Raw genomic sequence first — 12,732 nt, 5'->3', positions numbered from 1 at the left:
GGCCGTCAGTCGGCAGACTCGAGTTCCTCGCGGACGATATCGGCCACGTCGGCGATCCACTGTGCCGAGGCGGCGTCCGTGGGGTCGTCCAGCGCCCGGTTGAGATCCCAACCGACGAACCTCGTGAGCTCGCCCTCTGGATGCTCCTGCCCGAGCACCGTCTCGATCGCCATCAGTTTGCGGCGCACGGACGCCGGATGGGAGGCGACCAGCGCACGCACCTGGGCCCGGATCTCATCCGGCCCGACAGCGTCTTCCGTCACCGCGACCAGAAACGAGCGGGCCTCCTCCAACGGCGGACGGGACTCACTGGCCCGCGCTCTGAAATGGTCCGGAATACTCATGCTCTCACTGTAGCCGAAAGCCAGGGGGCAGAGCGCGCGGGTAGGCGGTCACAATATAGGGCTGCGGCGGGTCGGCACCGGGCACCAGCTTGATGCGTATTTCCACATAGCTGGTCTGCCCGTAGGCGGCGTCCGGAGCCCCGGGAGCTCCGTAGGTCCTGTTGAAGAAACCCTCGCCGGTCAGATGCCCGGCATCGAAGGCGTGCGCGTGGTAGCCGTCGAGTGCCAGGTCCGAACGGATCTTCTCCCAGTTCGCCTGCACGTACTGGTTGACCGTGTCCCGCATTGTTCGATTACTGACCCACCGGTAGGAGAAGTTCGCCGACTGCTGCCACGGCGGGTCACCGTAGATACGGCCTTCAAGCGTCCGGCCGCCTGGATTTTCGTGCTGATAGAGAGGAACATCGGATCCGTGACGCTCGAGGGTGTGCGCGCCGCCGGTGCCATACAGCTGGTCGTTTTGATCGAAGTCGACCTTCCAGGGAACATCGCCAAGCTTTTCATAGGTGGCATATTCCGACTCAAGGGGCTGCGCGGAATTCTGGGTGCCGGCATCCGCCTGTTGTTCCGCGGCCGTGGCACCGGGAGTCTCGTCTCCGCGCTCCGCGGTGGGATCCACTTCGGAGGAATGCTCGGTGGAGTTTTCCGCCGGTGTGGAACCTGCCGCAGGGGCACGGTCCTCAGGGATCTCCCCGAGCGTGGGGCGCCCGCCCGCGACGGCCGGAGCCGTGCTCCCGTCGGCCGCCGGTTCCCGCAGCGTTCCCGGCATCTCCGTCTCGACCGGAGCGTGCCCGCGCCCGCCACCGACCGACGAGGTACCGCGACTGGTGGCCAGGCCGCCGACGAGGCCAAGAGCCACGTCGATGGGGTTGACCTCACCCGTGGTCGCCTTGTCCATGCCCGCCGCGACAGCCCCGCCGGACAGCGCCCGGCCGATCGGCGTGTCGAGTGCGGCGGCGGACTGCCTGATCGTCTGGCCGAGTGCGGGGCCGATCCGGCCGCTGCCCGCGCCGAGCCCCTGCGCGATCCGGCCCGCGAGCGGCCCACCGGCCTCCCCGAAGCCGCCCAGCGCACCCCCGGCGATCGCGCCGAACTCGGCCGCCCCGGCGACGTCACGCCAGGAGAACTCGCGGCCCGGCTCGAAGTGCATCTGGATCGGCTGCACGATGAGGGCGTCGTAGGCGGCTCCGGCCAGGGCGGCCTTCGCCGCGGTGATCCCGATCCGGGTCAGCGCGCCGGCGAGGGTGGAAGCCAGGGTCGTCTCGGCGGCGGCGGCCTCCGCCACGATCGCCGCTTCGGCCCCGGCGGCAGCCGCATCGGAGGCGCCGAACGTGACGAACGTCAGCGCCGCACCGATCACCAGTGCTCCGGTCGCGGCGGCAGTGAGCGCGATGACCTCCTTGCGGGCCCGCTCGATCGCATTGGCATAGGTGTCGCAGGACTCGGACAGGCTCCGGCAGGTCGCGGCAAGATTGGTCAACGCCGGGCCGCCCTCGACGGCCTCCGTCGCACAGGTTCCGTTGCTGTAGGTGCTAGACCAGTACGTCGCGACCTTTTCGATCGCCGGGCCCGAGGAGGACCGCAGCGTCACAATGGCGCCGTCGCCGTCGGTGGCCACGCGGTCGATGGCCGTCGCCAGCGTCGACCATGCCGTCGCGACCGCGCGTAGCTTGCCGACGTCGCCCTGCGGCCACCAGCAGTGCCCGTGCTTGTGATAAACCGCCGCGGACGACTCCGGTGTCGTCGGTTCACCCACCGCCGGGGCCCCGGGCGCCGCCGGGGTGGCCCCGGGCGCCTGGCTCATCGCGAGTCGCCCGGTCGGAGCGTGGACGCGGTGTCCGAGCCACCGTAGTTGTCGGCCATCGCCCGCAGACCGTCGCCGATCGAGCCGAGCCCGGTCACGCAGGTCCTGATCAGATGCTCGACCTGCGGCACCACAGCGTCATAGGACGTCGAGAACTGGACTCCCGGCTTGTCTGCCCCAGCCATTCCGCCGGAACCGGCGAGCGCGCTGAACAATGCGCCCAGCGCCCTGTTCAGCTCATCACCGGCCGCATCGAACGTGCCCGCCGCCGTCCTGATGTCAGCGGGGCGGACCGAGAAGTCGGCCATCGGCACTACTCCCACATACCGGCGTTGATGGTCTCCGTGTCACGGTAGGTTGAGTGCGCCGTACCAAGCGCCTGGGAGATGATGCCCAGCACCTGGTTCAGGTCGGTGACCGCGTTGTCCCACTTCGTCTGGGCGGCCTGGTAGTTCGTCGCGGCCTGACCGGTCCAGCTGGATACCAGCGGATTGAGGTAGGTGCGCAGGTCGGTGAGTTCCTGCTGGATCGCGGTGAACGCCGAGCCGGTGTCCGTCTGCGCCTGCGCAAGAGACGAGAAAGTAACCAGAATTTCGCCGTCGGCCATGGCGGTCCTCCAGAGGGCGAGTGCGGATGTGGCTGGCGTCAGCCGTTGAGACGGGCGGCGATCCGCGTGAAGCCCGTGGCGGACGTCGTCTCCGTTGTGGAATAGTTGATGTGACTTTGTCGAAGTGCGTCACCAATCGTCCGAAGCGCCTCGTTGAGTTTGCGCGCGTCCTCGTCCCACCGCAGTTTCAGGACGGTGAAGCTGGTCGCCGCATCGCCCCGCCAGCTGCCCTCCAGCGCACCAAGGCGGGTGATAAGCGTGGTCAGCTGGGCCTGGATGTTCGTGTTGACGTCGTAGACATGCTGCGCCGCCTGCTGCATCACCGGCAGGTCTGCGCCAACCGCGTCCGGCACTCCGTACCTCCCCACTATCGGCCGCGAGGCACCGCGACCACTACCGCACACGTTTTCCGATGAAAGTCGGGCGGCATGGACACTCTAACAGCACGCCTCGCAATTCGGGAGAAATAGGTGTGTTCTGGTGACCGGCCGCCGGGGGCTACGACCGGGCCGGCGCACTCAGCTCGCGTAGCGCCTCGCCACTGCCAGCGGCGAGCAGTTCCGACCACCCGTCCGGAACTGTTCGGACCTGCGTGTCGACATAGCCCATCCGGCGCAACGCCGCCAGCGAGGTAACCAGATAGGTCCGCTCGCCGGCCACCAGGTACACGGGCCCGGTATCACCGATCCCGGTCGCGCCCGCCGGCGCGAGCAGACCCGCTCCGAGCGTTCTCGGCAGTGATTTGGTGACGGTCAGAGCGCCGGTGCCGCTCAGGCAGACATAGCCGGCCGAGCCGGCGGACGACAGCGTCGGCGGTACCGCGGGCCACTGCACCTCGCCGAACGGGCTGCCGATCGTCTGGTGGGACACCCAGCCGTGGTCGACTTCCTTCGCCCCGCCCGAGTACAACAGCCCCGTCACCAGACGCAGTGCGGTCGCGTTCGGCACTGGCCGCAACACGTTCCCGTCGACCACGTAATAACGGTCGTCCGGCTGGCCCACCGAGTCCTGCCGGTCGATGACCAGCCGCGCGTAGAGCGTGTAGGCCAGCGTTCCGGGTACCAGACCGGGCACGGGAAGTGCCCTGATCGGTGGCCCGGACTCCGCCAGCGAGAGCCAGGCCGACGACACGGTCCGTACTGGTTTATCAGCGTAGTTCAGTGCCTGAATGGCCTGTGCCGTGATGGAAAACCGCTTCCCGGCAGTAACGAGGTAGGTCCCGCCGTCGGTGGAAGTGCGAACCAGGATTCCTGCCTGGGCGGAACCCGCCTGCCCAGCTCCACGGGCCGCCATCAACACAGTCGGTGCCGGCCTGGGACCGGCGCAGGCGAGCGGCTCCGCGGCTGCCGCCGCCACGCGCGGCGGGGACTCGGGCGCGTCCACGATTCCCATCGGCGCGCCCAGCCGAGCCGCCTCGATCTGGTGGTGCGAGACAAGTTCCGTCGGGTGCCCGCCCATTCCCATCAGTAACAGGCTCGTGTAGTTCGGTATGACGTGCAGAATCCCGTTCTCGACGAGGTATCGCCCGCCCTGGTCACGGTCAACGAGCACCGCGCCGTTCGCGGGCTGGTCCAAGGGGTGCGGGTCGACGAAGGTGCCGTGCGCCGCCGCGCCGACGAGCGCCAGCAGGCCGACCACGATGCCGGTGACCACAGCCATGGCGGTGCGGCGGGGTAGCGGAGTGAAATCCGCGTTCGCGCCCTGCAGAAAAGAAGCAGTGACAAATCTCCTACGGAACGTGGCTGCTTCGGCCAACTCTTGACGACTGGCCACAGGTCCCCCGTCTCCGTGTGGCAAAGGGTGCCCGATCGATCATACGAAGGCGCTCGGGTGAGGCGCTCCCTACCGGTCGAGTGCCCGTCCGATCCGTATCTCCCTCGACGCCGACACTGACACCGACGGAGCGTCACGTACCGTGATGACCGAGGGACCCGAGTGGAGCCTGGTCCTCAGGCCGCCGGTGCTGGCAACGCGCGGCGGGCTGTGGCTGCGCGCGGACCGGCTGGAGATCCATCTCGGCGTCGAGGAGGACTTCCGGCCGGCGCGCAAGGCCCATCCCGGCATCCTTGTCGAGGATCTGGACGGGCTGGCGAACCGGCTGACCGACAGGGGCATCACGGTCATCTGGGACGACAATTTCCCGGGGCACCGTCGCTTCTACGCATTCGACGTCCTGGGAAACCGGCTGGAGTTCCTCCAGTCCATCCAGGACTGACCGCGACGGGGCGACCCAGGCCATCCTTCCCAGCCGCGGATGAAGGTGACGCTGTCGCCGGCGGCGTTAGGTCCGGGGGTCAGAGAAGATTTTCGAGTCGGGTGGCGATCTGGCGGTAGCGGCTGACCGGGACGAGGTGCGCGCCGGCGAAGGCGCCGCTGTCACGGAGCTTGAGCACCTGGTCGCAGGCTGCGTCGACCCCGGCCGCCCGGTCGCGTTCGACCGCTTGGACGAGGTCGTCGGGGATGTCGATGTCGGGGATCGTCGCGGCGAGGCGGCGGGCCATCCCGGCGCTCGCGAGGACCATCACGCCGGCGTAGACCGGTAGGTCGACCGGATGGGCGTCGCGCCAGCGCAGCAGAGCGTCCACCGAGTAGCTGACCTGCACGAACAGGAAGTCGGCGGCTCGTTTCCAGGCGGGCAGTGGACGTAGGCCGGCCGCGGCTCCGACCCGGAACGCCGGCATGTCCGAGAAGGCCGGATCCTCTCCGGCCGCGCGGACCTCGTCGATCATCGTGCGCACGGTCAGGTCGCTGGTCCGGTTCCCGACGGTGGGTTTGTCGCCCTGGACGAACAGGAACTCCTCGACGCCGTAGGCCGCCGCGGTGAGCAGGTCGCGGCGGAAGCCCAGCAGGTTACGGTCGCGGGAGTTCACGCAGGCGATGCTGCGTCCCCCCATCGCCTGCACCTCATGGGCGACGGCGATGCTCGACACGGTCGCGCGGCCGAGGTGGTTGTCGGGGATCAGGAACGCGTCGGTGACGGGGGTCAGGACGCCGATCTGATGGCGGGCGTGGGTCAGGTCCGGCCGGGTCGGCGGTTCGATCTCACAGATCAGCTCGAAGCCGTGTGCCGGATGTTCGGGACTTGCCGGGGATTCCCGCATCCGGACAGGGTAGTCGAAGCCCTCCTGGACGATCTGGATCAACCGGCCGTCGAGGAGCATCCGAAGGATGGCTGAGCGCGGGCCGCGAACCTCTCGCGAGCTCGGCATGCTTGAGCCGTCATCGTGACGGCGTACCGACGTACGAGCAGGTGGCCCGCTTTGTGGTGGAGTACGCGCGACTGACGCCCGAACAGCGACGGGTGGTCCGTCGCGCGCTCGTACTGTTCCGCGAGGGCCTGGAGACCAGCCAGTTCCGCCCGAGCCTCGACGTGAAGGGCTTCCGCGGGCTGTCAGCGGGTCCTGCACATGGCGATGGGCCGGCCCCCACAGACAGGGCCGGCCCATCGCGGTCCGGCTATCGCGGCAGGCGGTTGACCGCAGCGATGACGGCGTGGACCGAGGCGGTGAGCACGGAGGTGTCCTGCCCAACGCCCCAGCGATCCGTTCCGCCCTGGCCGATCTGGACATAGGCCGTCGCGAGACTGGCCCCGCCGCGATCCATGGCATGTTCGCTGTAGGCGACGATCTCCGCCTCGATACCGATCCCGGCGAGCATCGCTGTCAGCGCCGCAAGCGGACCGTTGCCGGTCCCTCTGGCCTGCGTCTCATTGCCGGAGACTGACAGCTCGGCAACGAACTCGTGTTCACCCGCAGCCGCCTCGATGGTCCGCCAGGCGGACAGAACGACCGGCCCGTCGTATACGGGAGCCAGGTAGCGAGCCTGGAACATCTCCCACAACTCCTTGGGCGCGAGCTCCCTGCCATCGCGATCGGCGGTCTGCTGCGCGGCCTGGGCGAAGTCGACCTGCAGGCTCCTGGGAAGGTCCAGGCCGTAGTGCAGGTTCAGCAGGTGGGCGATGCCACCTTTGCCGGACTGGCTGTTCACGCGGATCAGTGCCTCGTAGGTACGCCCGACGTCCGCCGGGTCGATCGGCAGGTACGGAACGGCCCACGGCGCCCGGCCCGTCGGCACCGAGAGCTCTGCGGCGCGGGCCGCGTGATGTGCCAGCCCCTTGCTGATCGCGTCCTGGTGGGTTCCGGAGAAAGCGGTGTAGGCCAGCTCGCCGCCGTAGGGATGGCGTGGGTGGACCGGCATCCGGTTGCAATGCTCGACGGTCTCCCGGACAACATCGATGTCCGAGAAGTCGATCATCGGGTTGATGCCCTGGGAGTACAGGTTGAGGGCAAGGGTGACCAGGTCGACATTGCCGGTGCGCTCGCCGTTTCCGAACAGGCAGCCTTCGACCCGCTGCGCACCGGCGAGCAGCGCCAGCTCCGCGCACGCGACACCGGTGCCGCGGTCGTTGTGCGGGTGGACGGACAGGATCACCGACTCCCGGCGGTCCAGACCGCGGTGCATGTACTCGATCTGGTCCGCGTAGATGTTCGGGGTGGAGATCTCGACCGTCGCCGGCAGATTGTGGATGACCGGTCGTTGCGGACAGGCATCCCACAGCGCGGTCAGAGTGTTGCAGATCTCCAGTGCGAAGTCGGGCTCGGTCGCGTTAAAGACCTCGGGAGAGAACTGGAAGCGGACGTCCGGGCAGCCTGGAACCTCGGCGAGCCGGGCCATGTGCCCCGCAGCGTCACGTGCGAGCGCCAGCAGGTCGGCACGGTCACGGCCGAGGACGACCTGCCGCCATACCGGTGCCGTCGCGACGTAGAGGTGGACCACGACACGGGGCATCCCACCGGCCTTCGGTATCCCGCCGATCGACTCGAAGGTCCGTTCGATGAGGTCACGTCGTGCCGGAGTGAACACCACCACCGTGACATCCGGTGGCACGGCGCCGTCCTCGACCAGATGGCGGACAAAGTCGAAATCGGTCTGGCTGGCCGAAGGATAGCCAACCTCGATCTCCTTGAAGCCCATGGCGACGAACAGGTCGAACATCATCCGCTTGCGTGGTGTGTCCATCGGCTCGCGCAGGGCCTGGTTACCGTCCCGCAGATCCACCGGAACCCACAGCGGTGCGGTGTCGACACGGCGCATCGGCCAGGTCCGGCTGGATGGGTCGATTCCTGGCAGCTCCACTCGTTCGTGGATGGGCTTGTAGCGCTGGTTGGGCATGGAGTTGGGGCGCTGCGGGTTCCACGTCGGCGCGTGTGCCGGCACCGCGCCCCGGGGGTGGATCAGCGTGGGAAAGCTGATCACAGTGGCGAGGGAGGCGGGTGCCGGTGAAGCGTCGGCGTGTGCCGCCGCGGAATGCGCCGTGGTCGCGTGATCGGACCTGGGGTGGTCGGACCTGGGGTGGTCGGACATGGGGTGGTCGGCCTTTCGGGCTCGGTCGTACGTGGTCGACCGGCGGCACGACACTCCGCCGCGGCGGGGTGCCGGTCGCGTCAGGCCCCGCCGCGGCGGAGAAGAAGCAGCCACACGCCCAGCGTCACGGTAGTAGCGTACTCCACATGTCAGCTCCTCTGACAACCTGTGGGGTTCGATGGCTCTTGGCGCGTTGCGTCCAACGTCGTTGGTTGACCAGGTGGCGCGACGCCTACGTGAGCAGATCACCAGCGGCGAGTGGCCCGTCGGTACTCGACTGCGCGGGGAGACCGCCCTTGCGGCGACTCTTGGCGTGGGGCGCTCCGCCGTACGCGAGGCGCTGCGCGCACTCTCCGGAGCGGGACTGGTGCAGTCCAGACAGGGATCCGGCGTGTTCGTCATCGACGGCGGTCAGGCTGGCCACTCCCGGAGAGGGTCGCACAGCGCGAGCGCTCCAGCGTCCGGCCGCCCATTCAACCTGGATCGGATGCTCGAACGCCTCGGTGACGGTCTGTGTCGTAACCGTCGTGGCGACGGGACCCGCGGCGACAGGGCGACCATGCGCGATCAGCAGGGCGTGCGTGGTCGACTCCGGCAGTTCCTCGAGGTGATGCGTCACCAGCACCGAGGCCAGGCTCGGCTCGTCGCGGGCGAGCGCGTCGAGCGTCTCGAGCAGCTGTTCACGGGCGGCCACGTCGAGGCCGCTGGTCGGCTCGTCCAGCAGGAGAAGCCGTGGGGCTGCGATCAGTGCCCGGGCGATCAGGGCGCGTCCGCGTTCACCTTGCGAGAGCGTCGGCCATCGCCCCTGTTCCTTTCCGCCGAGTCCGACCGCCTCGACGAGCTCGGCCGCGTGACGACGCTGCAGCGCGGTCGGTTGCCACTGCATGGGCGTCTCGATGGTGCCGGTGACACCGGTCAGTACGACCTCCAGGACTGTCAGCGGGGAGCGAAGCGGATGACGCGGATTGACGTGCCCGATATCGCGGCGGAGTTCCTGAACGTCGACCCGGCCGAGGCGTCGGCCCAGAACCTCGACAACGCCCGAGGTCGGGTGCGTCCGGGCGGCACAGAAGCCCAGGATCGTGCTCTTGCCCGCGCCGTTGGGCCCCAACAGCGCCCAGTGCTCCCCCGCACGGACGGTCAGGTCGATGCCATGCAGGATTCGTTCACCCTCGCGCTGGAAGGTCACCGCCCGCAGGGCCAGAACCGGCTCACTCATGCCATGCCTTCCGTCAACAGTTCCAGGTGGGTTCTGCCGCGCCGCGCCGCGGCGTTGGGAGCGTGGCCGGCGATCGCCTCGACGAGCTCGCGATGCAGATCGCGATCGACCTGTCTGTCGGGTATGAGACACAGGCACAGCAGGTAAATCAGGGTCCGTCGCGTTCGAGGAACGAAGCTGTCACCTACCTCGGCCAGGATCGGGTTGTGTGCGGCGGCGACCACTCCGCCGCAGGAAGGCCACGTCCGCGTCGAGATGCACCTCGACGCTCCCCGTACAGCCCCGCGCGAGAATCGAGCGCCCGGCGTAACCTGCGTAGCTCGGCCGGTGTACGCCGTAGGGCTGCCGCCTCGCTCGCCGCAACGACGAAGCTGCGTCTCAGCGGCAACCGCGCCGCCTGGTCCGTTGGCGGGACTCCCTGCACCTGTGCCGCCGACCTCCCCTGCCGCCCTGCCGGCTACTGCACCATCAATCCGAGGAGTGCTACCGCAGTCGCTCATGGCCCGCTGTGAACGGTCTCCGGCGAGCCGCGCCAGGCCCATCGCCGGCGGATGGTTCACCACGGATCCTGATACCACGCGGTGACCCGGCCCTGCTCAGGCCCTCGGTGCCCGGAGCAGAGCCAGGGTCTGCTCGAGTTCGGCTCCCAGGATCTCGCTGGCTCGCTCGCCGTCGCCGGCGGCCACGGCGTCGACGAGGGCGGCATGCGCCGCGTCGCCGTGGTTGACGTCGGCGGCGCGGAGACCCAGCAGCTCGACCAGTTCGATGAGCCCGCGGCGCAGGGTGGGCAGAAACTCGGTGAACAGCGCGTCGAGCACGGGGTTACGCGCGGCCGCGACCACGGCGGCGTGCAGACGGATGTCAGCGTCGACGAACACCTTGTCATCGCCACCGGCAGCCGCCTCCCGCCGCTGTTCGAGGGCTGCCCGCAGCGCACTCATCTCCACATCGGTGCGGCGCTGCGCGGCAAGCCGCACCGCCTGCACCTCCATCAGCATCCGCACCTCGTAGACGTCCACGACCGCGGCTCGGCGCAGCTCCTCCCGCCAGTCCGGCGCCGGTTCCAAGGCAATGACAAACACGCCGGAGCCCTGCCTGGACTGCACCAGCCCCGCGCCGACCAGCGCGCGCAACGCCTCCCGCACGGTGGAACGCCCCACTCCGAGCGTCGCGGCGAGCGAGGTTTCCCCGGGCAGACGAGTACCCACCGGCCACTCGCCGCCGGTGATCTGCGCACGCAGACGCTGGATCGCCTGGTCGACCAGAGACGTCGGATGCAGTGCGCCGAGCGCCATCAGACCCCACAGGTTCTCAGAGAAGCTGAGACCTGGAGTATGACACGCCCGCGATGCTGGGCATGTGACTGCTTCTTCTCCGCCGCGGCGGGTCCTGACACGACCCGCACCCCGCCGGTGGGGCGTCGTGCTGCCGGTCACCAGGTACGACCGAGCCGGAAAAGCCGACCACTCCCATGTCCGCACATCCGTCCAGGTTGCCTGCCCCGGCGGCGTCCGCCGGCACGTCGCCGGCACCCGCCACTGCCGCCTTCTCCGCCACGGCGGCCAGCTTTCCCACCCCGATCCGATCAGTCACCTGGGGATCACCCGCTCTGCGGAGAGCTCCTGTCAGAACGTGTTCGAGATCGTGGGTCAGGTGATTCCGGGACACCGAAAAGCCCTTCTGGCCTGTGGGTCCGTGCACGACCTCCGACCGGAAGGCGCAGGATGCGGACGGCCCCGCCGGACGAACTGGCCGGCGAAGGAGCCATCGGCGAACAGCAGCCGCAACCGCCGGCCGGCGGCCAGCGGCCAGCGGCCAGCGGCCAGCGGCCGAACACTGCCGGGCGCATGTCCGTCTTCCTTCTCCGCTCGCTCGTCGCCGATGACCGCGGCCGGCCGGTCATCGGCGACATCACCCTGCTGTGGTGGTGGGGCCCGCCGGTCAGGCCGTCAGGGCGGCTGGGCCGACGGCGGAGCTGGTGTCGATGAAGGAGTCGGGCACCGGGTAGTCGCCGGCGATGAAGCTCAGGATGGCCGCGTGCATCGCCTCGACCGGGGCGATCGTCGCCGCGGTCGTGATGCCGCCGCTGCCCGTCACGTTGGTCATGGCGTACAGATAGGTGTGGGCGGCGGTGTTCTCCAGGTTCAGGGCGAACGCGGCGAGTTCGGGGACGGACTTCGTCGCCTTCAGCTTCGCGACCTCGCTCGCGGCGATCGTCAGCGGCGTGCCGCTGATCGTCGGGAGGTTCGCGCTGGACAGCACCCCGTTCCACGCCTTCGCATGGTCGGAGTGCTGGGTGCGGGCGACGGTCGCGAACTCGCCGACGGCGGCGGGGACAGTGCCGTAGTCGCCGGCCCTGGCCTTCGCCAGCGCCGTCGTGTAGGCGGCGACGGCGAGGTTCTCCAACGCCACGGCCAGCGCGACGACCCGCAGGTCACCGGTGTACGGGCTGGCCTTGCCCGGCGGCGTCGCGCCGGCGGCGTGCTGGCTGCCGCTGCTGTCCGAGCCGCTGCCACACGCCGCGAGCAGGCCCGCGCCGGCAGCCGCCAGGCCGCCGAGGAGAACGCCACGGCGGCTGGTGGGGAGGCGGGCCGCCCCCTGGTCGGCCCGCCTCCCGCCGGTGGTGTCGCGGAGCTCCTCCAGCGCCGCCGGGAACGTGTCCCGGTGCAGCGCGTCGAGGTCACCTGTCAGCAGGCGCAGCTCCGCGTCGCCGATGCCCGGCTCGGCGCGCCGTACGACGCGCCGGCGAACCTCGTCACGTCTGGACATCACAGGGCTCCTTCAGTGGCCGGGGAGGCCATCGAGGTCGGGTAGAAGGCGACGGGGAAGCCGACGCTGCCGGCGGCCCTCGGGAGCTTCGCCGCGTCGGGCGGCAACGCGATCAGGTCGGCGGCGCCGCCACTGAGCAGCGCGGAAACAGCGAGCAGGATGGCCCGGTGCTGCGCCTCCACCGCGGCGACGCTGCCGAACAGCTGCCGCAGCATCGAGCTGGCAACCTGGCTGACGTTCCTCGTGTACGTCTGCGCCGCGACGTCCTCCAGGGTGATCGCGAGCGACACGACGTCGCCCGGTCCCTTGATCGTTGGCACGGCCGCCTGGACGACCTTCGCGTACTTCGGGTCCGGGGCGGTCTGGGCCCTGCCGCCGAGGCGGACCACCGCGGCGTTGAACGCGGCGGCATGCTCGGTGTGCTGCGTCATCGTCTTCATCGAGAAGGCCCGGAGGACACCGTTCGCCTCGGCGCCGCCGACGAACGGCAGCGTCAGGGCGGTCTTGTAGGTGCTGACCGCGAGGTTCTCGATCGACGCGGCGGTCTGCAGGATCGCCACGTCGTTCGTCGCCGCGGCGGCGCGGGAGCCCAGCGCGAGCACGCCCGCGCCGGCCAGGCCGGCGG

Annotated in this window: 13 protein-coding genes and 2 pseudogenes; 2 read left to right on the top strand and 13 right to left on the bottom strand. The window is 69.4% G+C overall.

Annotated features, from left to right (window positions below; all coding sequences use genetic code 11):
• Nucleotides 1-5 precede the first annotated feature (5 nt).
• From ND747_RS07040 to ND747_RS07015, 6 genes are all read right to left on the bottom strand, one after another.
• Complete coding sequence (locus ND747_RS07040; protein WP_251732658.1) at nucleotides 6-344, bottom strand: hypothetical protein; 339 nt, start codon at nucleotides 342-344, stop codon at nucleotides 6-8.
• A 4-nt stretch (nucleotides 345-348) separates the two neighbouring features.
• Entirely contained in the window at nucleotides 349-2,148 is a 1,800-nt protein-coding gene (locus ND747_RS07035; RefSeq protein ID WP_251732657.1) for a hypothetical protein, read from the bottom strand.
• On the bottom strand, nucleotides 2,145-2,456 hold the full coding sequence (locus ND747_RS07030; RefSeq protein WP_251732656.1) for a hypothetical protein: 312 nt from the start codon (nucleotides 2,454-2,456) through the stop codon (nucleotides 2,145-2,147). Before ND747_RS07030 ends, ND747_RS07035 begins: the two co-directional genes overlap by 4 nt.
• Nucleotides 2,457-2,461: 5 nt before the next feature.
• The gene (locus ND747_RS07025) at nucleotides 2,462-2,755 is read right to left on the bottom strand and encodes a WXG100 family type VII secretion target (protein ID WP_251732655.1); all 294 of its coding nucleotides are present in this window, start codon (nucleotides 2,753-2,755) and stop codon (nucleotides 2,462-2,464) included.
• A 38-nt stretch (nucleotides 2,756-2,793) separates the two neighbouring features.
• The gene (locus tag ND747_RS07020) at nucleotides 2,794-3,108 is read right to left on the bottom strand and encodes a WXG100 family type VII secretion target (protein WP_251732654.1); all 315 of its coding nucleotides are present in this window, start codon (nucleotides 3,106-3,108) and stop codon (nucleotides 2,794-2,796) included.
• Nucleotides 3,109-3,253: 145 nt separating this feature from the next.
• Nucleotides 3,254-4,528 (bottom strand): type VII secretion protein EccB, encoded by a 1,275-nt coding sequence (locus ND747_RS07015; RefSeq protein WP_251732653.1) that lies wholly within the window; start codon nucleotides 4,526-4,528, stop codon nucleotides 3,254-3,256.
• A 91-nt stretch (nucleotides 4,529-4,619) separates the two neighbouring features.
• Here ND747_RS07015 and ND747_RS07010 point away from each other — a divergent pair, with 91 nt between their 5' ends.
• Nucleotides 4,620-4,970: a hypothetical protein gene (locus ND747_RS07010; RefSeq protein WP_374216169.1), complete on the top strand. Its 351-nt coding sequence runs from the start codon at nucleotides 4,620-4,622 to the stop codon at nucleotides 4,968-4,970.
• A gap of 79 nt (nucleotides 4,971-5,049) precedes the next feature.
• Here ND747_RS07010 and ND747_RS07005 read toward each other — a convergent pair whose 3' ends face one another.
• Nucleotides 5,050-5,856 (bottom strand): methylenetetrahydrofolate reductase, encoded by an 807-nt coding sequence (locus tag ND747_RS07005; RefSeq protein ID WP_251732681.1) that lies wholly within the window; start codon nucleotides 5,854-5,856, stop codon nucleotides 5,050-5,052.
• A gap of 355 nt (nucleotides 5,857-6,211) precedes the next feature.
• The gene (leuA, locus tag ND747_RS07000; protein WP_374216167.1) at nucleotides 6,212-8,119 is read right to left on the bottom strand and encodes a 2-isopropylmalate synthase; all 1,908 of its coding nucleotides are present in this window, start codon (nucleotides 8,117-8,119) and stop codon (nucleotides 6,212-6,214) included.
• A gap of 178 nt (nucleotides 8,120-8,297) precedes the next feature.
• Between leuA and ND747_RS06995 the strand changes: the two are divergent.
• Nucleotides 8,298-8,522, top strand: a pseudogene (locus tag ND747_RS06995) (FadR/GntR family transcriptional regulator); the annotation flags it as partial.
• Between the two features lie 33 nt (nucleotides 8,523-8,555).
• On the opposite strand, the pseudogene ND747_RS30035 reads toward ND747_RS06995, so the two are convergent.
• From ND747_RS30035 to ND747_RS06970, 5 genes and pseudogenes are all read right to left on the bottom strand, one after another.
• Nucleotides 8,556-9,338, bottom strand: a pseudogene (locus ND747_RS30035) (ABC transporter ATP-binding protein); the annotation flags it as partial.
• Nucleotides 9,335-9,562, bottom strand: a complete 228-nt coding sequence (locus tag ND747_RS29720; RefSeq protein ID WP_251732651.1) for an FCD domain-containing protein — start codon at nucleotides 9,560-9,562, stop codon at nucleotides 9,335-9,337. The gene ND747_RS29720 and the pseudogene ND747_RS30035, both read right to left, overlap by 4 nt.
• A gap of 372 nt (nucleotides 9,563-9,934) precedes the next feature.
• Nucleotides 9,935-10,633 (bottom strand): FadR/GntR family transcriptional regulator, encoded by a 699-nt coding sequence (locus tag ND747_RS06980; protein WP_251732650.1) that lies wholly within the window; start codon nucleotides 10,631-10,633, stop codon nucleotides 9,935-9,937.
• Between the two features lie 646 nt (nucleotides 10,634-11,279).
• On the bottom strand, nucleotides 11,280-12,107 hold the full coding sequence (locus ND747_RS06975; protein WP_251732649.1) for a ferritin-like domain-containing protein: 828 nt from the start codon (nucleotides 12,105-12,107) through the stop codon (nucleotides 11,280-11,282).
• Nucleotides 12,107-12,732: ferritin-like domain-containing protein (locus tag ND747_RS06970; protein WP_251732648.1), on the bottom strand; the 626-nt coding region annotated here is incomplete at its 5' end. The genes ND747_RS06975 and ND747_RS06970, both read right to left, overlap by 1 nt.

Origin of the sequence: Frankia sp. R82 (assembly GCF_023716925.1) — a bacterium.
GTDB lineage: Bacteria > Actinomycetota > Actinomycetes > Frankiales > Frankiaceae > Frankia.
The sequence above is the reverse complement of the archived record's forward strand: the minus strand, read 5'-3'. Positions and strand labels throughout refer to the sequence as shown.